Consider the following 26,486-nt stretch of genomic DNA (forward strand, 5'->3'; position numbering starts at 1 on the left):
AGAAGCTCACCGCAACGGGCGTCCCCGCTGCGGTGGACCCTGCCCGGGGTGCCATCTCGGCGCACCGTCGCCGGCCGGGTGCAACAGCGTGTTCAGCACGTGGGCCAGGTGGTGCGAGGTGCTCCACGCCGCCCAGTTGGCGGTCGAGCCGGCGCCGGCGCCCCTGCGGGCGCGGCGCAACAGCTCATGGTCACCCCAGGAGAAGGCCGCCCCGGTGATCGGCCAGTGTGGCGCCGACACCAGCGTGCGACACAGGTCGGCGAACCGGTCGTCGCCCCGGCCGCCGCGTCGCGCCCAGCGGTAGATCCACCAACTGCCGTCGTCGGTGTACCGCACCGTCGGCAACCGGTCGCCGGGATCACCGGTGCCCGGCACCGCCGGGTGGACGCCGTAGTCGCCGTAGTCGACCCCGGCGTCGGCCAGACGTCGCCACAGCTGCCAGTCCCAACGGTCCAGCTGGACCGGTTCGTCGGTGGGCAGGCGGGACAGCGTCGGCGGCATGCCGCCCGCCGCCACCGTCACCGACCGCCAGGCGTGTCGGCGCGCCCAGTCCAGCAGGCGGCGGATCCGGGGCTCGGCGGCCCGCACGTCCGCCGGGCAGCACACGTCCCCCGCGTCCACCAGCAGGTCGCACTCCTCCGGGGCGAGGTCGGTGAACCGCCAGATCCGTTCCACAGCGGTGGTGCTCGCGTCCGGCCCGGCCCGGTCCTGGCCGGCCCGCAGCCGGATGAGCGCCCGGCGGCCGTACGCCCGCGCCGCCGCGCCGTGCGCGACCAGCCGGTGGTCGCTCTCGGAGAGCCCGATGACCGGCACCATCGGTACGCCCCAGCGGGTCAGCTCCGCCTCGGGAATGTCGGGCAGCGCGCTGACGTCGATGGCGGGCAGCAGCCCGGACGGCAGTCGGCGCATGGTGTCCATCGTGGACCTGTCGATCGTGCCGATCTCCAGGACCGGGGCGACCAGCTCGGCGTACGCGGGATCGAGGTGGCTCAGGGCCTCAAGCTCGCCTCGTCGGTTGGCGAGGATGGGGCGGTAGAGCGTTGCCTCCGCCCGGCCCCCGTGGGCGGGCACCATACTTCAATTTAGCCAGGCATGCGCATGTCTCACAGGGGTGTAAGTCGGAATTCGGCTGCTCGACTGTCGGTTCGGCGACTACCATCCACCGGTGCTCACGCCAATTCACCGGTACCGATCCGACGACGAGGACAGCGCGCGGTGGACCGGTTTCCCGTTCCGCGACGGCGACATCGTGATCAGCACCCGGTCCAAGAGCGGCACCACCTGGATGCAGATGATCTGTGCGCTCCTGGTGCTGGGCACCCCGGATCTGCCGGCGCCGCTGCCCGAGTTGTCGCCGTGGCTGGACTGGTTGGGCGAGCCGCGCGCCACGGTGTACGACCGGCTGGCCGCCCAGCAGCACCGGCGGTTCATCAAGACGCACACCCCGCTGGACGGGGTGCCGCTCGACCCCCGGGTGCACTACGTGGTGGTGGCCCGGCACCCACTGGACATGGCGGTCTCCCTCTATCACCAGGCCGCCAACCTGGACCGGGCGCGGCTGGCCGAGCTGACCGGCCAACCCGCCCCGGCCGGGCCACCGGGTGAGCGGCCCCCGGTGCGGGAGTGGTTGACGAGCTGGGTCGACCGGGAGGTGGAACCCCACTCCGAGCTGGATTCGCTCCCCGGGGTGCTGATGCACCTGACTGACGGGTGGTCCCGCCGGCACGAGCCGAACATCGAATTGGTGCACTACGACGACCTGCTGGCCGACCTGGGCGGTGAGATGCGCCGGCTCGCCGACCGGTGGGGCATCACGGTCCCCGACGCGCGCTGGCCCGCGCTCATCGAGGCGGCCACCTTCGGTCGCATGCGCGAGCGCGCCGACCAACTGGCACCGGACACCCTCGGCGTGCTGCGCGACCGCCTGGCTTTCTTTCGCCGAGGAGGCTCCGGTCAGGGACGCGACCTGCTGGACGAGCCCGCGCGATCCCGCTATCAGCAACGGGTCGCCGCGCTGGCCCCGCCCGATCTGCTCACCTGGCTGCACCGCTGAGTCGTCTGAGCGCACCGGTGCGCGAAAGAGCGCACGGCGCCGCTCGACCGTGGTCGGAACGTCGCCGCGCTCTGGCCGTCTCCCACCACCGCAGCCGTTCGGCGGTACGCCGGCGGGGACCTGGCTCGACCGGCCCTTCGTGCCGGTCCGCGCTGTCGATCCCCGGTCCGCGCGCATCCAAACCCTCTGACCGTGGGGAATTCCACCATCTGCGACTCCCGGCGTGGCGGGCCGCCGGACGGGGTATGGGCGTGGGCATGGAGCATTTCACTATCGCGACCGTCGCCGAGAAGAGCCCGGATTTCCGGCGGGTGCTGTGGACCGGTGAGCACACCCAGCTGGTCATCATGACCATTCCGCCGGACGGGGAGATCGGCGAGGAGGTGCACGAGGGCATCGACCAGATCCTGACCTTCGTCAGCGGCGTCGGCGAGGCCCGGGTCGCCGGGGCGAAGCGGAAGGTCGCCGCGGGTGACCTGGTCGTGGTTCCGGCGGGCACCAAGCACAACTTCGTCAACACCGGCCCCAACCCGCTGGTGCTGTACACGGTCTACGGGCCGCCGGAGCACGCCGACCAGGCGGTGCACAAGACCAAGGAGGAGGCCGACGCGGCCGAGGCGGCGGGCAAGGACGAGCCGCCGACCGAGTGAGGCGCCCGGTCTGATCCGGCCTGATGCGGGTACCCCCGGCGGGTGGAGCAGCAGCCGCCGATCTCCGACTACGGGTTCCTCTCGGACTCCCGTTCGGGTGCCCTGGTCGGCAAGGACGGCTCGATCGACTGGTGGTGCCCGCACCGGTTCGACGGGTCGGCCGTGTTCGCGCGGCTGCTCGACCCGGACGCCGGCCACTTCCGGCTGGCGCCGGTAGGCGTCGGCGGACCGGGCCACCGGGTGGAGCGCGCGTACCTGCCGGACTCGCTGGTGCTGCGGACGGTGCACCACACGCCGCACGGCAGCGTGGCGGTCGTCGACGCCCTCGCCGCCGACATGGGCGCCCGCGCCCACGAGTTGGGCAAGAACTCACCAGCCGTGTTGATCCGGGTCGTCAAGGGGCTGTCCGGGCGGGTGCGGATGGGGCTCGACTTCGCACCCCGCCCGGAGAACGGCCTGCTCACGCCGTACCTGCACGACCAGCCGGACGGCGGCGTGCTGGCCAGCGCCGGCCCGGTGGTGCTGGTGTTGCGCGCCGAGGGTCTGCACCTGCGGGCGGGCACCGACCGGGTGACCCACGAGTTCGAGGTCTCCGCCGGTCAGGTGATCGGGATGGACCTCGCGTTCGGTGAGGCGTACGGCGAACCGCCGGCCCGACTGGACCCGCTGGCCGCCCTCGCGGAGACGACGCAGGCGTGGCAGGCGTTCCGGGAGACGCACGGGTACTCCGGCCGCTACCCCGAACTCGTCAAACACAGCGCGACGGTGCTGACCGGCCTCACGTACGCCCGCAGTGGCGCGGTCGCCGCCGCGCTGACCTCCTCGCTGCCGGAGCAGATCGGTGGCGATCGGAACTACGACTACCGCTACTCGTGGTTGCGGGACTTCTCGTTGACGATGCGGGCGCTCTGGGTGGCGGCCTGCCCCGAGGAGACGTCCCGGCTGTTCGCCTGGGCGACCCGCTCGATCGGCCGGTTCGGCGATGAGCCCGTGCCGGTGCTCTTCGGGCTGGAGGGCGAGCGGGACCTTTCCGAGCACCACTGCGACCACCTGCGCGGTTACCGGGGAAGCCGGCCGGTGCGGATCGGCAACGACGCCTGGCGGCAGCGCCAGCTCGACGTGCCGGGTGAGGTGATGTCGGCGGTGTGGCGGCTGCGCGACTATCTCGGTGCGAACTTCGAGGTCGAGTTGCGGGAGATGGTGCTCGGGTTGACCGAGCAGGTGGCCGCGACGTGGCAGCTGCCGGACCGGGGCATCTGGGAGACCCGCGACGACGAGCGCCACTACCTCTCGTCCAAGGTGTCCTGCTGGCTGACCATGGACCGGGCGGTGGGGCTCGCCGACCGGCTTGGTGATCAGGCCGACCCCCGTCGCTGGGCCACGGTGCGTGACGAGATCCGCGAGACCGTGCTGCGCGAGGGGTGGAACGACCGGATCGGGGCGTTCACCGGCGCGTTCGGGTCGGCGGAGCTGGACGCCTCGGTGCTCGCCCTGCCGGTCACGCACTTCCTGCCGGCCACCGACCCCCGGATGCGCTCGACGATCGCGATGGTCGAGCGCGAGCTGGGCACCGAGGACGGTCTGCTGCGACGCTGGACGGCCGACCCGGCCGGCTTCCTGCTGTGTTCGTTCTGGCTGGTGGAGTGCCTGGTGATGACGGGTGAGCAGCAGCGCGCCGAGGCGCTCTTCGAGCGGGTCTGCGGGTACGCCAACGACGTGGGGCTGTTCAGCGAGCAGATCGACCTGGCCACCGGGATGCAGCTGGGCAACATGCCGCAGGCGCTCTCGCACATCGGGCTGATCAACGCGGCCTGGCGGATCACCCAGCCGGAGAGCTACTGATCCGTCGAATCCTGCAACAGACCTGCAAGCGCCAGGCATTGACGCTGATGGTTGGACAGTCCTAGCCTCGAAGGTGCGGGAAAGCCCTTTCCCACGGCTTTGATCCCGCTTCACCCCGCTTCGGATCCGGGCGTCCGACGGGGCCACACCGATCCCGTTCAGTGCCGCACGCCGCGCCGACGCGTCTCGGGCGCGGCGGGAGCACAGGGATCACCACCACATGCGTCAAGGAGGACACCTGTGCAGCAAAGACGACTCTCCGGCCGCCGACCACTACTGCTGGCGGTGGGTGCCGGGGTGACCGTGGCGGCCCTCGCCGCCGGCATGACCTCGGCCTTCGCCGCCACCATCTTCAGCGACGACTTCACCGACGGCGACACCTCCGGCTGGTCCAAGTCCGGTGGCACCTGGACGGTGGACGGCTCGGGGGTGCTCAACCAGTCCAACGCCGGCAGCGAGCTGGCGCGCCAGTTCGCCGGCCAGACCAGCTGGACCAACTACTCCGTGCAGGCCCGGGTCAGGCCGACGAGCTTCGGCTCGTCCAGCGCCCTGGTCGGGCTCGCCGCCCGCTCCTCCAGCAGCACCAAGATGTACCGGCTGGCCCTGCTCGGCTCCGGCCGCGCCGAACTCCAGGCGGTCAACGGCAGCTCCGTCACGGCGATCGGCTCCGCCTCGCTCGGCGTCGGCACCGGCACCTGGTACACCCTGCGCATCGAGACCAGCGGCAGCACCATCCGCGGCTTCGTCAACGGCACCCAGATCGCCTCCGGCAGCAACAGCCTGGTCGGCGCGGGCCGGATCGGCCTGGTCACCGCGTACGCCAGCGGTGGCTTCGACGACGTGCTGGTCGACTCGTCCGGCGGTGGCACCCCGACCACGCCACCGCCGACCACCACCCCGCCCCCCACCACCCCGCCGCCGGCTGGCTGGCCGACGCCCACCGCCAGCCAGAAGGTGGACGCGACCATCCCGGTGTCCGGCACCTTCGACGGCGGCCTCAAGCGTTACTACGGCATCGGTGACGGCGGGCAGAGCGAGAGCCAGGACCCGATGTTCGAGTTGGCCGCCGGGGCCACCCTGCGCAACGTGATCATCGGCGCGCCGGCCGGTGACGGTGTGCACTGCGAGGGCAACTGCACCCTGATCAACGTCTGGTGGGAGGACGTCGGCGAGGACGCGGCGACCTTCCGCGGCGGCACCACGTACACCGTCGACGGCGGTGGGGCCCGCTCCGCCAGCGACAAGGTCTTCCAGCACAACGGGTCGGGCACCGTCTACATCAAGAACTTCCGGGTGGAGAACGCCGGGAAGCTCTACCGGGCCTGCGGCAACTGCTCCACGTCGTACCAGCGGCACGTGGTGATCGACAACGTGATCGTCCGGAACACCGACGCGATCGCCGGCATCAACACCAACTGGGGCGACACCGCCCGGTTCACCCGGATCACCATCGTCGGTGACCCGGACCGGGAAACCTCGATCTGCGTGAAGTACAAGGGCGTGCCGAAGGGCAGCGAGCCGACCGAGATCGGCGAGGGCGCTGACGGGGTCAACTGCCTCTACTCACCATCGGACATCACCTACCAGTAGGCACCGTGCGTCGGCACCCCGCGGTCCGCGGGGTGCCGGCTCTCAGGCCAGCACGGGTACGCCGGACACGTCGACGGTGTCCGGATACTTCAGCCCGGCGCCGGTGTTGAGCACCACCACCCGTTCGCCGGCCCGGATCCACCCGCCGGCGCGCAGCTGCCGCGCCGCCGTCAGGCAGGCCGCACCCTCCGGGCAGAGCAGCAGCCCCTCCCGACCGGCGAACTCCCGCAGGTCGGCCAGGATGTCCGCGTCGTCGACGGCGACGGCAGTGCCGGACGACTCCCGCAGCGCCGCCAGGATCAGCTCGTCGCCCAGCGGGGCCGGCACCGTGATGCCGAACGCCACGGTGTGCGCGTCCGCCCACGGCTGCGCCCGATCCTCGCCAGCCGCGAACGCCCGCACGATCGGCGCGCAGCCGGCGGACTGCACGGCCACCAGCCGGGGCAGCTTGTCACCGATCCAGCCCAGCTCGCGCAGCTCGTGCAGCGCCTTGTGGATGCCGATCAGGCCGACACCCCCACCCGTCGGATAGATGATCACGTCCGGCACCTGCCAGCCGAGCTGCTCGACGATCTCGTACCCCATCGTCTTCTTGCCCTCCAGCCGGTAGGGCTCGCGCAGCGTGCCGGCGTCGAAGATCGCCCCGTTCGACTCCGCGATCAGCTCGGCCACCCGCCTGCCGGCGTCGCCGATCAGCCCGTCGATCAGGCGCAGGTCGGCCCCGGCGGCGACGCACTCGCGCCGGCAGATGCTCGGCGCGCTCAACGGCATGACGATCGTCGCGCCCATCCCGGCCCGCGCGGCGTAGGTGGCCCAGGCCGACCCGGCGTTGCCGTTGGTGGGCATCGCGACCCGCTCGACGCCCAGCTCACGGGCCCGGCTCACGCCGACCGCGGCGCCCCGGGCCTTGAACGAGCCGGTCGGGATCAGCCCTTCGTCCTTGACCATCAGGTCCGCGATGCCGATCTCGGTGCCGTACGCCGGGGTGCGCAGCAGGGGCGTCCAGCCCTCGCCCAGCGTGGTGACGTGCCGGGGGTCGGCGACCGGCAGCAGCTCCCGGTAGCGCCACAGATCGGCCGGGCGCAGCGGAAAGCGTTCCGGGGTGACCGCCTTCGCCACGGCCGGCAGGTCGTAGCGGGCGAGCAGCGGCGATCCGCAGTCGCAGAGGTTCTGTAGCCGGTCGGCGGCGTGCTCCTTGCCGCACCGCGGGCAGTCCAGGTGGGTCAGGTACACGTCGCTCCTCGCGTCAGACCGTGTCGATGCCCAGCCAGCGTCGGCTGCGCCGCCCCGGCTCGTAGACCGAGTCCAGCCGTTTGGCGACCACGCCCGGCAGGCCCTGTTCCTGCCCGGCGCGCAGGGCCTCGTCGCCCGCGCCCGGGAACCACGGCGGAGTCTGCCAGTGCGCACCGGCCAAGGCCAGCCCATCGAGCAGCTCCCGGCGTTGCGCGTACGGCACGTCGACGCTGCTCACGCCCTCCAGCCAGAGCAGGTCGACGAGCAGGTACTGGGCGTCGGCGGGCACCCGGCCGCCGGTGCTCGGGCGGATCGGACGCACCCGGCCGGCACCGTCGATGCGCACCAGCACACCGTCGAGCACCGCCTCGGTGGGGGCGAGCGCCTCGGCCATCGCGCGCAACCACGGATATCCGCCGGTGATGTCCTCGTCGGTCTCGGAGAGCAGCCGCAGCCGGCCGCCGGAGACGTACGCCATCGCCCGGACGCCGTCCCAGCGCAGCTCGTACCCCCAGGCGGCGCTGTCGCGGGGGAGCCCGGCGGCGGGCGTGGCGTGCATCGGCCGGACCAGGTCCGGCATCGCCGTCCAGCCCGGTGGCGCGGGGTCGGTGCGACGGACCATCCAGTCCCGCCCGCCGGTGGCGAACAGCACGTAGCGCCCGGCGGTCCGGTCACCGGCGAGGGTCACGATCACCTCGTCGTCGCGCCACTTCTCGCAGTGGTAGGTGCCCCGGTCGTGGATCAACATCCGGCCCCCGCCGTACTCACCGGCGGGAATCTCGCCGGCGAAGTCGAGGTACTCCATCGGGTGGTCCTCGGTGTGTACGGCGAGGTGGTTGCGACCCGGATCGCGCGGCAGCCCGCGGGGCACCGCCCAGGACGCGAGCACCCCTTCGTGCTCCAGGCGCAGGTCCCAGTGCAGGCTGCGGGCGTGGTGCTGCTGGATGACGAAGCGGGCGGCGTCGGGGCCGGCCGACGGCGGGCCCGGCGGCACCGGCTCGGGTGTGCGGGCCGCGTCCCGCCGTCGCCGGTACTCCCGCAGCCGGTCGGTCACACCCGCATTCTCCGACAAAACCGACCGGTGCGCTGGACGCCCCAGTGTCCGGTTCACTCGGCGGTCGGGGGCGCGGCGGGGTAGAACGGACCTCATGGACCTCACCGACCAGCCCACCGCCCTGCTCCCCGGTGACGTGCGGATGCCCCTGCTCGGCTTCGGCACCTGGCAGGCCACCGGCCAGGCCGGGTACGACGCCGTGCTGGCGGCGCTCGACACCGGCTACCGGCACCTCGACACCGCCACCGTCTACGGCAACGAGCGGGAGGTCGGCCGTGCGGTGCGCGAGAGCGGGCTGCGCCGGGAGGACGTCTTCATCACCACCAAGCTGCCGCCCAACCAGGTGGGCCGGGAGCGGCAGACGCTGGAGGCCAGCCTGGAGGCGCTCGGCGTCGACCACCTGGACCTCTGGCTGATCCACTGGCCGCCGAGGTCGCCGGCCGACAGCATCCCGCTCTGGCGGGAGCTGATCGCCGCCCGGGACGAGAATCTCACCCGGGCCATCGGCGTCAGCAACTACAGCACCGCGCAGATCGACGAGCTGATCCAGTCCACCGAGGAGAACCCGGCGGTCAACCAGATCGAGTGGAGCCCCGCGCTGTACGACCGGCAGCGGCACGCCGAGCACCGGGACCGGGGTGTGGTGCTGGAGGGGTACAGCCCGTTCAAAACCAGTGACCTCAGTGACCCGGTGCTGGTCAGGATCGCCGCCGCGCACGGCGTCTCGCCCGCGCAGGTGGTGCTGCGGTGGCACATCGACCACGAGATCGTGGCGATTCCGAAGTCGGTGACCCCGGAGCGGATCACCGCCAACTTCGACGTCTTCCACTTCTCGCTGACGGCGGAGGAGATGCGCGACATCGACGCGCTCGGCGAGGCCTGATCGGCGGATTCCTTCAGCGGATGACCCGCCGATGAAGGGTATCGACATCGACGTACATGACGGTATAGCGTGCCCGTCATCACGATCGTCGATCCGTTCGTGCCCGCCGTCGCTGGAGGATCGCCATGACCCGATCACCATCCGTCCGTCTGCGCCGCCGTGGGGTGCTGGGCATCCCCGCCCTGCTGGTCGCCGCGCTGACCGTCGTCGCCCGGCCCGCCCCGGCCAGCGCCGCGCCGAAGGCCGAGTGCCTCGCCGACCTGCTCGCGGACGCCTGATGGCGACGATCCCCTGGCTGGTGGACGTGCTGCGCGGCGCCGGGGTCCAGGTCGTCGTCGAGGGTGACTGGCTCAACCGGATGCGCCCCGGCTCCTTCGACCCGATCGGGGTGCTCTGGCACCACACCGCCTCGACCTCGAGCGCCAGCAACCCGCACCCGGCCCTCGGCATCTGCATCAACGGCCGGTCCGACCTGCCGGGGCCGCTGTGCCAGGCGCTCGTCGACTACAACGGCGTCTTCCACGTCATCTCCGCCGGCCGCTGCAACCACGCCGGGGTCAGCGGCGGCAGCGGACCGATCCCGTCCGGGGACGGCAACACCCTGATGATCGGGTGGGAGATCGACTACAACGGCGTCAACCAGGAGATGACGGCCGCGCAGTACAACGCGTCGGTCGCCGCCACCGCCGCCGTGCTCACCCGCCTCGGCCGGGACAGTAGCTACGCCCGGGGCCACCGGGAGACCAGCACCACCGGCAAGATCGACCCGTCCTTCATCGACCTGAACGTCATGCGCGCCGACGTGGCGGCGAAGATGGCCGGCGGCGCCGCGTGGTCCTCCACGGTGGACAACACCACCAGCGGTCGGTTCACCGCCAGTGCCAACTGGGGCGTGTCGTCGTACTCCAGTCAGCGCTACGGGGCCGACTACCGCTACGCCGAACCGGTCGCCGCCAGCGATGTCGCCTGGTACCGGTTCAACGTCCCGGCGGCCGCCAACTACCGGATCGAGGCCTGGTGGCCGGCGAACTCGGGCTACAACAGCGCCGCCCCGTACATCGTCGCCACCAGCAGCGGCAACCAGACCGTCCGGGTCGACCAACGGGCCACCGGCGGGCAGTGGCGCGTCCTCGGCACGTTCGCCCTGCCGGCGGGCGACGCCAACCGGGTCGGTGTGAGCCGGTGGAGCAGCTCCAGCGGCCTGGTCATCGCCGACGCCGTACGCCTCACCCGCGTCTGACCTCCGACGCGGCCCCGCCGGGCTTGATCCACTCGTCTTTCAGAAGTCGGGGCATCCCACGTGCGAGGATGCCCCGACTTCACGGAAGCCGAGTGGATCTCCGCAGGGTGGGAGCTGAGCTCTGGGCACCGACGAGGCATGCGCCGAAGGCGTACTGGACGCCAGCGACCTCGAAAAGGTCAAGCCTGCGCGCACGCCCTGACTCCTCCCGGTGCACCGCTTCCGTTTTGCGGTGGGGGCGCGACCGGATCGTCACGCCCCCACCGACAGGTCAGTTGCGGGAGCAGGTCGCCCCGTTGAGCGAGAAGCTGCTCGGCGACGAGTACGACCCGTTCAACGTCCCCTGGTAGCCGAAGCTGGCAGTGCCCCCGGGTGCGATGGACCCGTTGTGGCTCACGTTCCGGGCCGTCACCGCGGACCCGCTCTGGCTCACCGTGGCGTTCCAGGCGTTGGTGACGCTCTGCCCGCTGGGCAGGTTGTAGTTCATCGTCCAGCCGTTGATCGCGCTGGACCCGGTGTTGGTGATCTGCACGTCGGCGGTGAAGCCGTTGTTCCACGAGTTCGCCGTGTACTTCACCGCGCAGCTCGCGCCACCACCCGGCGGCGGGTTGGTCGGCGGCGGGTTGGTGGGGTTGCCGCCGCCGTTGACGTTGGCCGAGAACGACGTCACGGCCAGGCCGACGCCGCCCTGCCACGGCTCGAAGCCGGCCTGGATGCTGGTCAGGTACCAGGAGTTGGTGATCGCGCCCCGGTTGCGGGTGTCGTTGATGAAGTCCAGCACGCTGAAGTTCAGGCTGGAGATCGCCGACTGCGCCACGTAGGAGATGACGTTGTTGGAGCCGTTGCTGCCCCGCCAGACCTCCCAGGTGCGGCCGGCCAGGTTCGTCGTGCCGACCACCGAGCCGATGGGCTGGATCGGGCCCTGCCGGTTGAGCCAGATCATGATCTCCATCTGGTTCACCCCGTCCCGCTTGGGCGACGGGTCCAGCCAGATGTCGTACGACGCGTTGTAGGTGGCGCCGCTGACGTAGCGGTAGGAGATGCTGCTGGTGGCGCTGCTGATCTGGCTCACCTGGATCGGCAGGTTCGTGCCGGGGGAGCAGTTGGTGTAGTGGCAGCCGAAGAACACCGAGGGGTACGCGGTGGGCGCGCCGTTGGTGGGGCTGCTGCCGTTCAGGGTGGTGATCTCGAAGCCGCTGCTGGTGACGTTGATGCACTGCTGGGCGGTGGTGCCCCAGCGGTTGTTCTGCACGACGTAGCGGCCCTGGATGGTGGTCGAGCCGTACTGTTCGCAGATCAGGGTGTCGGCGGAGGCGCTGCCGCCGAAGGTCACGGCCACCAGGGAACTGGCGACCAGCACCCCGGCGACGGCCAGGGCCCGAAGTTGACGTTTCATGACGCTCCTTGACTCGGCGCGTGCCGGGCGCCGGATGTGGTGGGTCGTGCGGGAGCGCTCCCACGCTCAACGACACATTTACATGCCTGAAACTGACGCGCAACCGTCGGGATTGAACTGGCAAATTGTGAGGATTGCCATCCCCGCCTTACGGCCGGCGACGGACGGCCGGCCAAGCGGCACGGGTCGCCGACGAGCGGTGGGGTGCGGGCCGATTGGGCCTGGTGTGCGCCGATCGCTCCGAGTAGCGTGTTGCCTCCAACGCGTGCCGCTCCCCCTCCGGAGGCGTACACCACCATGGGTGGCTCCCCCCTGCGCATCCTCGTCGTCGGCGCGGGCATCGCCGGCCTGTCCGTAGCCCGGGCGCTGCGCCTGGCGGGCTTCCGGCCCGACGTCACCGACAAGCTGCCACCGGGGGAGTCCACCGAGACCGGTCTCTACCTGCCCGGCAACGCCGCCCGCGCGCTGCACCGGCTCGACCTGCACGACCCGGTCCGGCCGGTCGGGCAGGTGATCCACCGGCAGCGGTTCTTCGACGCCGCGGGCGCGCAACTCTGCGAGGTCGACCTCGACGCCCTCTGGGCCGGCGTCGGCGAGTGCCGGGCGCTACCCCGCGCCGACCTGCACCGGGTGCTGCTCAGCGGTGCCGGCGGCGCCGTCCGGCACGGCGCCGAGGTCCGCACCCTGGACCTGCTCCCCGGTGCCGTCGGCGTCACCTTCACCGACGGCACCACCGGTGAGTACGACCTGGTCATTGGCGCCGACGGGCCACGCTCCTCGGTCCGTGCGCTGGCCGCGCTCGGTGGGCCGCCGCGCCCGGTCGGGCAGGTGGTCTACCGGGCCGTCCTGCGCGACGGCCCACCGGTCACCGAGTGGACCGCACTGCTCGGCCAGCGCTCCGGGTTCCTGATGGTCCCGATCGGTGCCGGGCGACTGCACCTCTACGCCGACGAGGCCAGCACCGAGGAACCCGCCGACCCCCTCGCGCGGCTGCGGGACCTCTTCGCCGACTACCGCGGCCCGGTGCCCGAGGTGCTGGCGGCGCTCGACGAGGTGCACGTCGGGATCACCGACGAGGTGGAGCTGGGCCGTTGGCACCGGGGGCGCGTCCTGCTGGTCGGCGACGCGGCGCACGCCACCGCGCCGACGCTGTCGCAGGGCGCGGCCATGGCGTTGGAGGACGCCGTGGTGCTGGCCGAGTCGCTGCGCGCCGCCAACAGTGTGGAGGCGGCGCTGGTGGCGTACGAGAGCCGTCGCCGCCCGCGTACCCGATGGGTGCGGGACCGGACCCGGGACCGCAACCGGACCAGGGACGTGCCGCCGGCGCTGCGCGACCCGCTGCTGCGCGGACGCGGCGACCGGATCTTCGGGGAGCACTACCGGCTCCTGCTCGGCCCGCTGTAGGCCCGTTGTAGATCGTGTCACGCCACCCCACGCGGCGCTGCGACCTGCCGGGGACTATCCTCCTTGCGGATGACGGCCCGCCGATAACCAGCGTGTGCCGAGCGGGACAACCGAGAACCGGAGGCCACTCGTGACCACCGTCGCACCCAAGCCGGTCGTGACCCGGCCCTGGCCGGTCCGGGAGCCGGTCAAGGGGTCGGCCATCGCGCGGCTGCTGCGAACCACGGACGCGAAGCAAATCGGGATCATGTACATGGTCACCGCGTTCGTGTTCTTCATGATCGGCGGCCTGATGGCGCTGATCATGCGGGCTGAGCTGGCCCGGCCAGGGCTGCAGTTCCTGTCGCCCGAGCAGTACAACCAGCTCTTCACCATGCACGGCACGATCATGTTGCTGTTCTTCGCGACGCCGATCGTGTTCGCCTTCGCCAACTACATCGTGCCGATCCAGATCGGCGCGCCCGACGTCTCCTTCCCCCGGCTGAACAGCTTCGCCTACTGGCTGTACCTGTTCGGCGGGACGATGGCGACGGCCGGGTTCATCACCCCGGGTGGCGCCGCCGACTTCGGTTGGTTCGCGTACGCGCCGCTGAGCAGCGTCGAGCACTCGCCCGGCGTCGGCGCCAACATGTGGATCATGGGTCTGGCCATCTCCGGTCTGGGCACCATCCTCGGCGCCGTGAACATGATCACCACGGTGCTGACCCTGCGCGCGCCCGGCATGACCATGTTCCGGATGCCGATCTTCACGTGGAACATCCTGGTCACCAGCCTTCTGGTGATCCTGGTCTTCCCGCTGCTCGCCGCCGCGCTCTTCGCGCTGGCCGCGGACCGCATCCTCGGCGCGCACGTGTACGACCCGGCAACCGGTGGGCCAATGCTCTGGCAGCACCTGTTCTGGTTCTTCGGGCACCCCGAGGTCTACATCGTGGCGTTGCCGTTCTTCGGCATCATCAGCGAGGTCATCCCGGTCTTCTCCCGCAAGCCGATCTTCGGCTACAAGGGTCTGGTCGCCGCGACCGTCGCGATCGCCGCGCTCTCCATGAGCGTCTGGGCGCACCACATGTTCGCCACCGGCCAGGTGCTGCTGCCGTTCTTCAGCTTCCTGAGCTACCTGATCGCCGTGCCGACCGGTATGAAGTTCTTCAACTGGATCGGCACCATGTGGCGGGGCCAGATCAGCTTCGAGACGCCCATGCTCTGGGCGGTCGGCTTCCTGGTCACGTTCCTCTTCGGTGGTCTCACCGGTGTGCTGCTGGCCAGCCCGCCGATCGACTTCCACGTGTCGGACTCGTACTTCGTGGTGGCGCACTTCCACTACGTGCTCTTCGGCACCATCGTGTTCGCGGTCTTCGCCGGCATCTACTTCTGGTTCCCGAAGATGTTCGGCCGGATGCTCGACGAACGCCTGGGCAAGGTGCACTTCTGGCTCACCATGATCGGGTTCCACACCACGTTCCTGGTGCAGCACTGGCTCGGCAACGAGGGCATGCCCCGCCGCTACGCCGACTACCTGCCCAGCGACGGCTTCACCACGCTGAACATGATCTCCACGATCGGCGCGTTCATCACCGGTATCTCCACGCTGCCGTTCATCTACAACTGCTGGAAGTCGTACAAGACCGGCCCGGTGGTCGAGGTGAACGACCCCTGGGGTCACGGCAACTCGCTGGAGTGGGCGACCAGCAGCCCGCCGCCGCTGCGCAACTTCGACCGCATGCCGCGCATCCGCTCCGAGCGGCCGGCGTTCGACGCGAAGTTCCCCGAGCTGGCCGCCGGCCAGAGCGTGGCCGGCCCGCCGGAGGGTGGCGCCAAGCCGCTCACCAGCGAGTCCGACGGTGGCGCGAGCTACCGCGAGGACACCGCCGGCGACATCGACAGGAACTGACGCTCAACCGCAGCAGTACGACGGGCGCCGCCCCCGGGGACACCGGGAGCGGCGCCCGTCGCCATGCCCGGCCCGCGCTGCCCCGCGCTGCCCCGCGCTGCCCCGCGCTGCCCCGCCCCCACGCGTCCGCGCTCCGCCGATCTTGCACTTTGTGTAGCCGATCTGCGGACTTCGGCACCTTTTGTCGCCACAGAAAGTGCAAGATCGGCGCAGGGTGAGACGGGGCGCGTCGTGGGTGAGGTGGGGAACGGTGCCGCGTGGGTCCTGCCGTTGGCTGGACTCGGTGCTGCTCGCCCGCTGACGTCGTGCTGTCTACTCGCGAGCGCGCCTGCCCCGGAGATCCGAGCAACTTCCCTGATGTTGCTGCCTCCCGACCGCCGCAGGCAGCAACATCAGGGAAGTTGCTCGGATCTTGGCGTGCGGGGCGGGGCGTGCGGGGCGGGGCGCGCGGATCTTGGCGTGCGGGGCGAGGCGCGCAGGGCGAGGGGCGGCCGGCGAGGGGTGGGCGGCGAGGTGCGCAGGGCGCGCGGGCCGCAGGGCGCGGGCCGCGCGCCGCAGGGCCGGTTCCGCGCGGGGGGCGCGGCGAGGCGGGACTGGGTCAGCGGGCGGCGGGGGTGAGGTCCGCCTCGACGGGCGGTGGGGTGGTCGCGGCGGCGCGGCGGCGGCGCAGCTCGATCGGGAGCACCACCACCGTGACCAGCGCGCCGAGTGCCCCGGTGACCACGAAACCCCAGGCCGGCGAGCTGGCGTCGATCACCGCTCCGGCGAGCGGCGCTCCGATCGCGATGCCCACGGTGACCGCCGAGCCGTGCAGCCCCATCGCCTCACCGCGTACCTGGGGCGGGACCAGGCTGCTGACCGCGTCCGAACTGGCCGCGATGGTCGGCGCGCAGAGCGCACCGGCCGGGATCAGCGCCAGGCACAGCAGCCACCAGTGCGCGCCGCCCAACCCGACCGGGATGGTGCACAGGGCGAGTGCGGCGGTCAACGCCAGTGGCGAGAACGAACGGTGCACGGCCCCGTAGGCGAACCCGCCGGCCAGCGAGGCGACCGCCCAGATGGCCAGCACCGCGCCGGTCCAGCCGACCTCACCGCTGGCCCGGAGCACCGCGACCACCGCCACGTCGGTGCCGCCGAGCACCAGTGTCGCCGCGGTGCTGAGGGCCAGTACGGCGAGCAGCCGGGGCGTCAGCCACTGCCGGCGAGGCACCCGCTGGGCCGGCCCGCTGGGCTCCCCGGTGGTGGCTTCGCGGATCGGCGGGTTGACCAGCCACAGGGCGATGCCGGCGGCCACGATGCCGCCGCCGACCAGGTACATGGTGGTCTGCGCGGAGATCGCGGTGACCAGCGCGACGGCCAACGCCGGGCCGATCATGAACGACAGCTCCACCGACATCGAGTCCAACGCGTACGCCGGGCGGCGCTGGTCCTCCGGGACCAGCGCGGCGATCGACTGACGAACCACCGAGAAGATCGGCAGGGCCAGCGAGCCGGCCACGAACGCGGCCGGCAGGAGCACTGGGTACGGCAGCGTGGGCGCGGTGGACCAGAAGATCGCCTCCGCGATGCCGGTGAGCACCAGGACCGGGCGGAGACCCCGGTGGTCCACCAGCCGGCCGAGGATCGGCCCGCCGATCGCCGCGCCCACGGTGACCGCCGCGCCGACCAGGCCGGCGGCCCCGTAACCGCGGTCAAGGTCGAACACCACGTGGAAGGTCAGCGTCACCCCGGTCGCGGTGAGCGGGATGCGGGCGAGGACGGCGACCACCAGCAGCGATCGCAGGCCGGGCAGGGCGAGTGCCCGCCGGTAAGGCTTCATGTTCACGTGGGTCCGTACCTCCGGCGACATCCTCGACCGGCGGCGGCCCCTTGGCCAACCAATTAGCGGCTCATGCGGCCCTGATCACAGGCTGCCCGTGCATGATCACTCCGGCGCCGTCCATCGCGCGCAGAGCCACATCGGTGGTCGCCGGGGCGACGGCGGCGGTCAACTCGAGCAGCACGGTGGTGGCGAAACCCTCCCGGGCGGCGTCCAGCGCGGTCGCCCGTACGCAGTGGTCCGTGGCGATGCCGACCAGGTCGACCCGGTCCACGTCGTGTCGGCGCAGCCAGTCGGCCAGGCACTCGCCGTCGTCGGCATGCCCCTCGAAACCGGAGTACGCCGCCGCGTGTTCGCCCTTGTGGAAGATCGCCTCGATCCGGGTGGTGTCCAGCTCGCTGTGGAACTCCGAACCGCTGGTGCCGACCACGCAGTGCCGGGGCCAGGACTCCACGAAGTCCGGCGGATCGCCGAAGTGGGCCCCCGGGTCGACGTGGTAGTCCTTGGTGGCGACCACGTGCGTCCACCGGTCCGGCTCGGCGGCGAGGAGCCGGGAGATCCCGGCGGCCACCCCGGCCCCACCGGCGACGGCCAGCGAGCCGCCCTCGCAGAAGTCGTTCTGCACGTCCACGATGATCAGCGCGTTGGCCATCAGAGGTTCCCCTTCGAGATCGGATCGGCGGAAGGCTCAACCGGCGGGTACGACGGTGACCGGCACGGCCGGGTCGCCGGCCGAGAGCTTCAGCCCCTCCCACGGGATGGAGATCAGGCACTCCCGCAGGTGCTCCCGTGACTCGTCGAGTGTCGGCAGCGGCACCGCCTCACCGGCGACCACGAACGACCGCTGGAGCAGGCGGTCGTTGGGCTGCCGGTCCGGAACACCCTGAGGGACGATGATCTCCTCGGTGGCGGTACCGGTCGGCTTGTGCCGGCGGACCGCGACCTTCCGGCCGCCGATCGTGGCCTTGTGCTCGGAGCGCTTCACCACCGGTCGTCCCTCGACCTCGACCAGCTTGTACACCAACCCGGCGGTCGGTGCCCCGGAACCTGTGACCACAGCCGTGCCGGCGCCGTACATGTCGACCGGCTCGGCGGCCAGCGCGGCGATCGCGTACTCGTCCAGGTCACCCGAAACGATGATCTTGGTTTCGGTGGCGCCCAACGAGTCGAGCAGCTCCCGGGACTGCTGAGCGATCACCGCGAGGTCGCCGGAGTCGATGCGTACCGCCCGCAGCTCCGGTCCGGCCACCGCTATCGCGTTGCGGATGCCCTGGCTGATGTCGTACGTGTCGACCAGCAGCGTGGTGTCCTTGCCCAGCGTGGCGACCTGCGAGGCGAACGCCGCCCGCTCGTCGTCGTGCAGCAGGGTGAAGGCGTGCGCCGCCGTGCCCGCCGTCGGAATACCGTAGAGCGCACCGGCGGCGAGGTTGGACGTGAACCGGAAACCGGCCAGGTACGCGGCCCGCGCCGCGGCCACCGCCGCCTCCTCGTGCGCCCGCCGCGACCCCATCTCGATGAGCGCCCGGCCGCGCGCCGCGGTCACCATCCGCGCCGCCGCGGCGGCCACCGCGCTGTCGTGGTTGAGCACGGACAGCACCAGCGTCTCCAGCACCACACACTCGGCGAAACCGCCGGAGACGGTGAGGATCGGTGAACCGGGGAAGAACAGCTCGCCCTCGGCGTAGCCGTCGACGTCCCCGGTGAAGCGGTAGTCGGTGAGCCAGGCCGCCGCCATCTCGTCGACCACCCCGGTCCGCAGCAGGAACTCCACCTCGCTGGGATCGAACCGGAAGTCGCGGATCAGCTCGATCAGCCGGGCCGTCCCGGCGACCACGCCGTACCGGCGGCCACTCGGCAACCGGCGACTGAACACCTCGAAGACACACCGGCGGTCTGCGGTGCCGTCCTTCAGGGCCGCACTGACCATCGTCAGCTCGTAGTGGTCGGTCAGCAGCGCGGGGCGGTGGATGCTCACCGCCCCAGCCTAAGGTTCAGCTCGCGTCGCCGCCGTCGTGGCCCGGGATCGAACGTAACGCCGCCCACAGCTCGGCCCGGCTGGTCACGCCGAGCTTGGCGTAGATCCGCTGGAGGTGGTTCTCCACAGTGCGCGCCGACAGGTAGAGCCGTTCGGCGATGGCCCGGCTGGCCGCACCGTGCGCGGCGAGGCGAGCCACCTGCCACTCCCGCTCGGTGAGCACCGGCGCGCCGGCCTGGAGCGCCGGGGTCCGGATCAGATCGCAGCGCCCGAGCAACCCGGCGAGACGCTCCCGGGCCTCGTTGGCCGGCGCCGACTGCCGCTGGCGCAGCCGCTGAACGGCCTGGGAGGTGGCCTCGGCCGCGTACACGGTCAACTCCAGTGCGGCGTAGTCGTCGGCGACCGCCAGCAGATCAGCGGGGGAATCGGTCACCGCGGCGCGGGCATGCCGGGCCAACAGCGGCGGCAGCACCCCGTCGACCCGCTCGGAGAGCTCGGCGAGGCGCTGCGCGACGGTGCGTCGACCACCGTCGGAGCAGGTGGGCCCGACCGCCATCCCCGCCTGGTCCAGTCGGACCAGGTCGTGCAGAACGTGCACCTCGTGCCCGGCGAAGCCGTCCGAGCGCAGCCGATCCACCAGGTCGCCGAGGTGCTTGACCGCGCCCGGCAGGTCGCCGCCAGCGGCCAGCGACGCGCCCCGGGCCTGCTCCAGCCACGGGTAGAGCACCGCCATTCCCGGCGCGTGGGTGCGGTCGGCCTCGGCCATCGCCGCGGCCGCCTGCACGGCGTCACCGCGCAGCGCCGCCGACTGGGCGCGCTCGGCCTGGGCCAGACCGGCGTAGACCCGACTCGTGGCCAGCACCGCGCAGGCACTCAGGGAGGTCCGCATGGCGGCGCCGCTCTGCCCGCGCAGCCGGAACGCGTACGCCTGCAGGATGGCCAGGTAGCCGGTGCCGAGGCGGAAGTCACCCTCCCCGGCGAGATCGGCGAACTCGTCGGCGACGATCGCGTCGATTCCGGCCAGGTCCCCGGTGAGCATCAGCCGGGTGCCACGGGCCAACTCCAGGGCCAGTTGAAGGTACGGCATGTCGGTGCGCCAGTTGGCCGCGGCCGAGTGCACCTGGGCGATCGCCGTACCGCTGCGGGTCAGCTCGCCCTGTGCGGCCTGGACGTACGCGATCGTGGAGCGGGCCAGCTCGCGGGCGGCGACGCCGGCCGCCGGCCGGTCCAGGACACGTTGGCTGAGCCGCACCGCGGCGGCGGTGTCCAGCCGGTGCAGGCGCATGATCGCCTCGAAGGCGTGCACCCGGGCCCGGTCGGCGGAGTCACTGAGCTGCTCGACCCGGCCGGCGATCTCCTCCACCGTGGACTCCTGGCTCAACCCCCAGTAGCTGACCATGCCGCGTACTGTCAGCCAGCGGCAGAGTCGTCGCTCGTCGCCGGGCTCCGGGGGCACCGCGTCGAGGACAGCGATCGCCTCGCCGGGCCGGTCGGCGAACATCAGGATGGTGGCCAGCAGCTCCGCCGCGTCGGAGCCGCCGTCGGCGTTCAGCGCGGCCCGCGCCAGGCGGGTCGCCAGCGGTACGTCGTAGCGGGTGAATGCCTGCACCGCGGCGTCCAGCAGCAGGGCCGGGTCCTGTGCGGTGCCCGAGTCGAGTCGCCAGACGGCCACCCGCAGCAGGTCGTCGCGGCGGCGCTTGCCGGCCTGCTCGATCAGCTCGGCGAGGTGTGCCTGAAGCCGGCGGGTGCGGCTGACCGGACAGCGCCGGCGCATCACCTCGCCGTAGAGCGGGTGGGCCAGCCGGACGTTGGTGCGCCGGTCGTGCTGGTCCACGGTGATCAGCCCGCGCTCCTCGGCGGTCTCCACGTCCTTCTGATCGGCGGCCTGCCTGAGCAGCTGCAGGCCGAGTGGCTCGCCGAACGCGACGAGCTCGACCACCGCGCGGACGCCGTCGGTGAGCTTTCCGACCCGGGTGTCGATGAGGTCGGTCAGGTTGGGCGCCAGCTCCAACCGCCCGGTCCACTTCCAGATCCCGTACGTCTGCTTCAGCTCGGCGCTGCCGTTGGCGGCGTGCACCAGCTCGCGCAGCAGCAGCGGGTTGCCGGACGACAAGCGGCCGAGCCGGTCGGCGGAGCCGGCGTCGACCGGGCCGCCCAGGATCGCCGCCAGCAGGCCAGCGGTCTCCGCCTGCGGCATCGGGGTCAGCTCCACGTGCTCGACCAGGTCGTCGGTCCAGAGCGCGCGGATCGGCAGCGGGATCTGCTCGCCGTCGCGCAGGGTGCCGACCACTGTGGCGTTCTCGGCGCGGGCGACCAGGTGCACCAGTGCGGCCGAGGGTGGGTCGAGTAGGTGGGCGTCGTCGATGGCGAGCACGATCCGTCGGCCGGCCGCCTGCTGTTGCAGCACGTTGAGCGCCCAGCGCAGGACGCCGGCGGGGGAGAGACCCTGGGGCTGCTCGGCGGGGAGGACCTGGACCAGGCCGCCGAACGGCAGCGCGGCGGTGGTGGCGCTCGCGGCGATGGACCAGATCGCGAACCGGTCGGTGGGCAGGGCGCCCACGCCCTCGCGCAGCAACCGACTCTTGCCGATGCCAGCGCTGCCGCTGAAGAAGAGCCCCCGGCCGGCCTCACCGGTCACCGCCTCCAGCAGGCGGTTGAGCTCATCCGTGCGGCCGACGAACTCCCACCGACTCATCCGCGCAGCATATCGATCGGAATCCGTCCGCGCCCGCACCGTCACGGTGCGAAGTTGAGTAAGCGCACAATTACCGGTGAGTATTCGGGGTGTTCTGCCCGGTCGTCGGCCCGCCCGTAGTCTTCCGACATCCGGGGTTGACGTACCGGAAATTTCGCGACCGGACCTCCGACCACCTGCAACGGGAGGCACCTGATGAAGCAGGGCCCTCTCCCCTCGGTCGACTCGTCGGACGACATGACCGGCCCAACCGACCTACCCACCTGCGGCCCGCTCCCCACCCGGATCGGCGTGGCGGGCCCCGCCCCGGACGAGCCGCTCGGTGTGGTCGCCGTCGGCCCGGCCGGTGCCGAGCGGCGTGCCGTGCTCGCCACACTGCTCGGGCTCGACCCGGTCATGCTCACCGTGCCCGCCGGCAGCTGGTTGGTGGTGCGCAACGCCCGGGTGCCCACCCGGGCGGCGTTCGTGCCCGGTTACCGCCAGCCGCACTCGTACGGCGCGGACCGGGACGCCGCCGGTCCGGCGTTGGCCCGCCCGCCCCGGCGGGTCGAGCTGACGGTGCCCGAGCCACTGCTGCGGCACTTCGCCCTGGTCGACGTTCCGGACACCGCCACCCTCGGCGTGGCCGGCACCCAGGTGCTGCTCGAAGCGGCGGGCCGGGCCGGGGCGCTGCTCTTCGTGATCGCCGCCGACCAGGCTTTCACCGCCGCCGAGTTGAACCTGCTCGCCGAAGTCGCCTCGACCTCGGTGGAGGTCGTCTTCGCGGTCACCCCCGGCACGGCGGGTTGGGCTCCGCTGGCCGACGGCACGGCGACTACGGAGGGCGCGGGGGCGTCCGTCCCGCCGGTCGGGGGTGCGCAGACCGAGGTGGACGCGGTGGCGGTGACGGTGGAGGCGCATCGGGCCGCGCTGCTGGCCGCCGTGCCGGCCTTGGCCGGCGCGCGGTGGTTCCCGGTCGACGACGCCGCCTCCGCCGCCGACCTGCGGCGGGCGCTGGTGGGTTGGGCGTCGCGTGAGGGTTTGCAGCGGGCCAGCGTCGATCCACCGGTGGTGCCGGGCCAGCAGGGTCGCGTCGCCGTGGCCGCCGATCCGGGTGACTGGTCCGAACGGCTCGACCGGCACGCCCGCTCGTGTGCCCAGCGGATCCGCCAGCACCTCGCCCTGGAGTTGGCGAACATCCACCTGCGGGCCGTTCAGGAGATCGTGTTCGGAGTCGGCTGTGCCGGCCTGCCGGATCTGCTCGACCGGGAGATGGCGGCGTTGTCGCTGTTGGCCACCGCGCAGTGCGATCAGGCGGTGCGCGGCATCGTGACCGACGTCGCGTCCCGGGTGCTGGCCGCGCCGCCGAGCGAAGGCGTGCGACGTCGGATCAACGCCGCTGTGCAGTACGGCCTGGCCGATCACCGGCCCGGCCAGGAGTTGGACAAGGTGCTGTTGATCACCAGTACGGCCGGGGTGGCCGAGTTGACCGGCCCGGAGGCGATCGACGCCGCCGCCAGCTATCCGGTGGCGTCCCGTGACGAGGTGCTCCCACCGGTCGCGGTGGCGCTCTCCGGCGGGTGCTGGCAGCAGTGGCGTACCCCCGGCAACGACAACCACAGCGCGGCGCGGGCCTGGTCCCAGCGGGCGGTGCGCGAGGTCGAGCTGGGGTTGTCCAGGGAGATCTCCCGACGGTTCGAGGTGATCCGCCTCTCGCTGGGCGTGGTGCTCTCCGATGCAGTTGATCACGGCATCCTGCTCGCCTGACGGCGCGCCCGCCGGTTGGCCCGGGTCCGGGCCCGACCCCGCGTTCGGTGGCGTCCAGAGCGGGTCGGGAGTGCCCGGGGTGGGTGATCCGCGCCGGGCCGGCGTTCCGGTTCCTCGGTTCCGGGAAACCGGTGGCACGATGGGGGGCATGGCGGCTCCGCAGGTTGTACCGGTCGAGACGCCGGACACTGACGAGGTGCCGGCGTCCGACCGGCAGTGGGTGACGATCGTGTGGGACGACCCGGTCAACCTGATGACGTACGTGACCTGGGTTTTCCAGAAGCTTTTCGGCTACAGCCGGGAGAGGGCCGAACAGCTGATGCTGGACGTGCACCACAAGGGGCGTGCCGTGGTCTCCACCGGCGCCCGCGAGCGGATGGAGCACGACGCGTCGCAACTGCACGCGTACGGGCTCTGGGCGACGGTGGACAGATCATGAGCATGTTCCGTCGCCAGGCCGGTCACTACGTGGCCGTCTTCGCCGTCGACGAGGTGCGGGTGCTGCGGAAGGTCGCCTCCGAGGTGGTGGGTCTGCTCACCGACGGCTTCGACCACACCGACCCGGTCGTCGGGCGGCTCTTCCCGGCGGTCTACCCGCAGGACGCTCCGGGCACCGCCGAATTCCGCCGCTACACCGAGGGTGACCTGAAGACCGCGAAGATCGATCAGGCGGGGGCGATCCTGGCCGCGTTGCCGGACGACGCCGGTGGCGAGGTGCGGCTGGACGCCGAGGCCGCTGAGGCGTGGTTGCGGGCGCTGAACGACGCCCGGCTCGCGATGGGTGTCCGCCTGGAGATCAAGGACGGCACGGATCTGGGCGAGGAGTTGGACGACGCGGTCGCCGAGGACCCGGGTTCCAGCAGGGTGTTCCAGCTTTCGGTCTACGCGTATCTCGGATATCTACAGGAGTCGCTGCTCAACGCCTTGATCGACTAGGGGTGACCGGCACCACTTCGGCCTGTGCTCGACAGGCGTTAGGCTGGTGCACGTGCTGAGCATCGACCGGTCGATCATCGACGCGATCGTCGCCCACGCGCGGCGGGACCACCCCGACGAGGCGTGCGGCGTCGTCGCCGGTCCCGTCGGCAGCGACACCCCGACCCGGCACATCCCGATGGACAATGCCGCCCGCTCGATGACCTTCTACGAGTTCGACTCGATGGAGCACCTGCGCGTGTGGCGGGAGATGGACGACCGGGACGAGGAGCCCGTCGTCATCTACCACTCGCACACCGCCACCGAGGCGTACCCGTCGCGGACGGATGTCGCCTTCGCCGGTGAGCCGGGGGCGCACTACCTGCTCGTCTCGACCCGTGAGCCGGACTCGGAGGAGATCCGGTCGTTCCGGATCGTCGACGGTGTGGTCACCGAGGAGCCGGTCCGTGTCGTGGAGGCCGGCGTCGACCCGCACGCCGTGCAGTCCTACATGTTCGGGCAGAGCCCGGCGACGGTCGATTACGAGTGTTCCGGCCGCTGACCCGTCAGCGCCGCAACCGTCTCGTCCCGTCACCGTAGGCACACCCGATCGAGGAGTTCGACATCATGGCTATCGAGGTTCGCATCCCCACCATCCTGCGCAGCTACACCGGCGGCGCCAAGGTCGTCGAGGGCACCGGCGACACGCTCGCCGACCTGCTCACCGACCTGGATTCCCGGCACGGCGGTCTGCGCGGCCGGCTGATCACCGACGCCGGCACGCTGCACCGTTTCGTCAACGTCTACGTCAACGACGAGGACGTCCGTTTCCTCGGCGCGCTGGACGCGAAGCTCTCCGACGGCGACAGCGTCACCATCCTGCCGGCCGTGGCCGGCGGCGCGTTCGGCTTCGCTGCGGCAGCGGCGATCAGTTCGCACAGCGCTGCGGCAGCGGCGATCAGTTCGCACAGCGCGGCGGCCGTGGTGGTCGGCGACGCCGTCGCGGCTCGCTGAGGTCGGCCGCCATGGCGCGGTACGACAGCCTGCTCGACGCCTGCGGGGGCACGCCGCTCGTCGGCCTGCCCCGGCTCTCCCCGACGGTGCCCGACGGTGCCCCTCCGGTGCGGCTCTGGGCCAAGCTGGAGGACCGCAACCCCACCGGCAGCATCAAGGACCGCGCGGCGCTGTTCATGGTCCGGGCGGCGGAGGAGGCCGGCCGGCTCCGCGCCGGTGACACCATCCTCGAACCGACGAGTGGCAACACCGGCATCTCGCTGGCGATGGTGGCCAAGCTGCGCGGCTACCGGCTGGTCTGCGTGATGCCCGAGAACGTCTCCACCGAGCGGGTCCAGTTGCTCCGGATGTACGGGGCCGAGATCATCTTCTCGCCGGCGGCGGGCGGTTCCAACCAGGCGGTCGCCACCGCCAAGCAGATCGCCGCCGAGCACCCGGACTGGGTGATGCTCTACCAGTACGGCAACGAGGCGAACGCGCGGGCGCACTACGAGACGACCGGCCCGGAGCTGCTGCACGACCTGCCCAGCATCACGCACTTCGTGGCCGGGCTGGGCACCACCGGCACCCTGATGGGCACCGGGCGGTACCTGCGGGAGAAGGTCGAGGGCATTCAGGTGGTGGCCGCCGAGCCGCGCTATGGCGAGCTGGTCTACGGCCTGCGCAACATCGACGAGGGTTACGTGCCGGAGCTCTACGACGCCTCGGTGCTCTCCCGGCGCTTCTCGGTCGGCACCCGCGACGCGGTGTTGCGCACCCGCCAGCTGGTGGAGGTGGAGGGCATCTTCGCCGGGTTCTCCACCGGTGCCATCCTGCATGCCGCGCTGGCGGTGGCGCACGAGGCGGTTCGCGACGGCCGGCGGGCCGACGTGGCCTTCGTGGTCTGCGACGGCGGGTGGAAGTACCTGTCCACCGGCGCGTACGGCGGCACGCTCGCCGATGCCGAGGACGCCCTGGAGGGGCAGCTCTGGGCCTGACCGATCTGGTCTGCCGACTACGGGCCGTCGACATCCGTCGACGGCCCGCTGGCTGCCCGGCGTACCGCGAGCCGGTGTCACGTTCGTGACAACTTCCGTTGGATGATTCTTG

At 71.7% G+C, this 26,486-nt stretch carries 23 protein-coding genes; 15 read left to right on the forward strand and 8 right to left on the reverse strand.

From position 1 onward, the window contains the following. Nucleotides 1-6: 6 nt before the first annotated feature. On the reverse strand, nt 7-1,074 hold the full coding sequence (locus tag QCZ28_RS14455; RefSeq protein ID WP_279517143.1) for a beta family protein: 1,068 nt from the start codon (nt 1,072-1,074) through the stop codon (nt 7-9). 91 nt (nt 1,075-1,165) lie between these two features. Between QCZ28_RS14455 and QCZ28_RS14460 the strand changes: the two genes are divergently transcribed. From QCZ28_RS14460 to QCZ28_RS14475, 4 genes are all read left to right on the forward strand, one after another. Then, complete coding sequence (locus QCZ28_RS14460; RefSeq protein WP_279517144.1) at nt 1,166-2,053, forward strand: sulfotransferase domain-containing protein; 888 nt, start codon at nt 1,166-1,168, stop codon at nt 2,051-2,053. Nucleotides 2,054-2,310: 257 nt separating this feature from the next. Further along, nucleotides 2,311-2,703, forward strand: a complete 393-nt coding sequence (locus QCZ28_RS14465; protein WP_279517145.1) for a cupin domain-containing protein — start codon at nt 2,311-2,313, stop codon at nt 2,701-2,703. A gap of 42 nt (nt 2,704-2,745) precedes the next feature. Continuing rightward, entirely contained in the window at nt 2,746-4,545 is a 1,800-nt protein-coding gene (locus tag QCZ28_RS14470) for a glycoside hydrolase family 15 protein (RefSeq protein ID WP_279517146.1), read from the forward strand. Nucleotides 4,546-4,785: 240 nt separating this feature from the next. Next, nucleotides 4,786-6,135 carry a pectate lyase gene (locus tag QCZ28_RS14475; protein WP_279517147.1) on the forward strand — a complete coding sequence of 450 codons (1,350 nt, stop codon included), beginning with the start codon at nt 4,786-4,788 and terminating at the stop codon, nt 6,133-6,135. Nucleotides 6,136-6,177: 42 nt separating this feature from the next. Here the strand turns inward: QCZ28_RS14475 and QCZ28_RS14480 are convergent, their stop codons facing one another. Next, on the reverse strand, nt 6,178-7,368 hold the full coding sequence (locus QCZ28_RS14480; protein ID WP_279517148.1) for a threonine synthase: 1,191 nt from the start codon (nt 7,366-7,368) through the stop codon (nt 6,178-6,180). A gap of 13 nt (nt 7,369-7,381) precedes the next feature. Continuing rightward, entirely contained in the window at nt 7,382-8,422 is a 1,041-nt protein-coding gene (locus tag QCZ28_RS14485) for a DNA polymerase ligase N-terminal domain-containing protein (protein WP_279517149.1), read from the reverse strand. Between the two features lie 94 nt (nt 8,423-8,516). On the opposite strand from QCZ28_RS14485, the gene QCZ28_RS14490 reads away from it, so the two are divergent. The 3 genes from QCZ28_RS14490 to QCZ28_RS14500 all read left to right on the forward strand — a co-directional run bounded on the left by QCZ28_RS14490 (nt 8,517) and on the right by QCZ28_RS14500 (nt 10,545). After that, a complete protein-coding gene (locus QCZ28_RS14490; protein ID WP_279517150.1) occupies nt 8,517-9,305 on the forward strand; it encodes an aldo/keto reductase in 789 nt (262 codons plus the stop codon). Between the two features lie 125 nt (nt 9,306-9,430). Continuing rightward, the gene (locus QCZ28_RS14495) at nt 9,431-9,583 is read left to right on the forward strand and encodes a hypothetical protein (protein WP_167337296.1); all 153 of its coding nucleotides are present in this window, start codon (nt 9,431-9,433) and stop codon (nt 9,581-9,583) included. Next, nucleotides 9,583-10,545 (forward strand): N-acetylmuramoyl-L-alanine amidase, encoded by a 963-nt coding sequence (locus tag QCZ28_RS14500; protein WP_279517151.1) that lies wholly within the window; start codon nt 9,583-9,585, stop codon nt 10,543-10,545. The genes QCZ28_RS14495 and QCZ28_RS14500 overlap by 1 nt, the downstream gene beginning before the upstream one ends. Nucleotides 10,546-10,816: 271 nt before the next feature. Here QCZ28_RS14500 and QCZ28_RS14505 read toward each other — a convergent pair whose 3' ends face one another. Beyond that, nucleotides 10,817-11,941 carry a cellulose binding domain-containing protein gene (locus tag QCZ28_RS14505; protein WP_279517152.1) on the reverse strand — a complete coding sequence of 375 codons (1,125 nt, stop codon included), beginning with the start codon at nt 11,939-11,941 and terminating at the stop codon, nt 10,817-10,819. 297 nt (nt 11,942-12,238) lie between these two features. On the opposite strand from QCZ28_RS14505, the gene QCZ28_RS14510 reads away from it, so the two are divergent. Continuing rightward, entirely contained in the window at nt 12,239-13,345 is a 1,107-nt protein-coding gene (locus tag QCZ28_RS14510) for an FAD-dependent monooxygenase (protein ID WP_279517153.1), read from the forward strand. Between the two features lie 130 nt (nt 13,346-13,475). Beyond that, nucleotides 13,476-15,233 carry a cytochrome c oxidase subunit I gene (ctaD, locus tag QCZ28_RS14515; RefSeq protein WP_279517154.1) on the forward strand — a complete coding sequence of 586 codons (1,758 nt, stop codon included), beginning with the start codon at nt 13,476-13,478 and terminating at the stop codon, nt 15,231-15,233. A gap of 598 nt (nt 15,234-15,831) precedes the next feature. Here ctaD and QCZ28_RS14520 read toward each other — a convergent pair. Genes QCZ28_RS14520 through QCZ28_RS14535 form a run of 4 tightly spaced genes read right to left on the reverse strand, consistent with a single transcriptional unit; the run spans nt 15,832 to nt 21,722 of the window. Beyond that, entirely contained in the window at nt 15,832-17,082 is a 1,251-nt protein-coding gene (locus QCZ28_RS14520) for an MFS transporter (protein ID WP_279517155.1), read from the reverse strand. A gap of 40 nt (nt 17,083-17,122) precedes the next feature. Further along, the gene (locus tag QCZ28_RS14525; RefSeq protein WP_279517156.1) at nt 17,123-17,704 is read right to left on the reverse strand and encodes an isochorismatase family protein; all 582 of its coding nucleotides are present in this window, start codon (nt 17,702-17,704) and stop codon (nt 17,123-17,125) included. A gap of 36 nt (nt 17,705-17,740) precedes the next feature. Next, nucleotides 17,741-19,027 carry a nicotinate phosphoribosyltransferase gene (locus QCZ28_RS14530; protein ID WP_279517157.1) on the reverse strand — a complete coding sequence of 429 codons (1,287 nt, stop codon included), beginning with the start codon at nt 19,025-19,027 and terminating at the stop codon, nt 17,741-17,743. Nucleotides 19,028-19,043: 16 nt separating this feature from the next. Beyond that, complete coding sequence (locus QCZ28_RS14535) at nt 19,044-21,722, reverse strand: LuxR family transcriptional regulator (RefSeq protein WP_279517158.1); 2,679 nt, start codon at nt 21,720-21,722, stop codon at nt 19,044-19,046. Between the two features lie 195 nt (nt 21,723-21,917). Between QCZ28_RS14535 and QCZ28_RS14540 the strand changes: the two genes are divergently transcribed. From QCZ28_RS14540 to QCZ28_RS14565, 6 genes are all read left to right on the forward strand, one after another. Beyond that, nucleotides 21,918-23,468 (forward strand): hypothetical protein, encoded by a 1,551-nt coding sequence (locus QCZ28_RS14540; RefSeq protein WP_279517159.1) that lies wholly within the window; start codon nt 21,918-21,920, stop codon nt 23,466-23,468. A 148-nt stretch (nt 23,469-23,616) separates the two neighbouring features. After that, the gene (clpS, locus tag QCZ28_RS14545; protein WP_030331276.1) at nt 23,617-23,907 is read left to right on the forward strand and encodes an ATP-dependent Clp protease adapter ClpS; all 291 of its coding nucleotides are present in this window, start codon (nt 23,617-23,619) and stop codon (nt 23,905-23,907) included. Beyond that, nucleotides 23,904-24,404, forward strand: coding sequence for a DUF2017 domain-containing protein (locus QCZ28_RS14550; protein ID WP_030331274.1), 501 nt, complete (start codon nt 23,904-23,906; stop codon nt 24,402-24,404). The genes clpS and QCZ28_RS14550 overlap by 4 nt, the downstream gene beginning before the upstream one ends. 52 nt (nt 24,405-24,456) lie before the next feature. Continuing rightward, nucleotides 24,457-24,945, forward strand: a complete 489-nt coding sequence (locus QCZ28_RS14555; RefSeq protein WP_030331272.1) for a M67 family metallopeptidase — start codon at nt 24,457-24,459, stop codon at nt 24,943-24,945. Between the two features lie 65 nt (nt 24,946-25,010). Beyond that, complete coding sequence (locus QCZ28_RS14560) at nt 25,011-25,397, forward strand: MoaD family protein (protein ID WP_279517160.1); 387 nt, start codon at nt 25,011-25,013, stop codon at nt 25,395-25,397. Nucleotides 25,398-25,408: 11 nt separating this feature from the next. Further along, a complete protein-coding gene (locus QCZ28_RS14565) occupies nt 25,409-26,374 on the forward strand; it encodes a cysteine synthase (RefSeq protein WP_279517161.1) in 966 nt (321 codons plus the stop codon). The last annotated feature ends 112 nt before the right edge of the window (nt 26,375-26,486 follow it).

The sequence above is a fragment of the Micromonospora sp. DH14 genome (assembly GCF_029809455.1).
In the GTDB taxonomy this organism is placed as follows: domain Bacteria; phylum Actinomycetota; class Actinomycetes; order Mycobacteriales; family Micromonosporaceae; genus Micromonospora; species Micromonospora parva.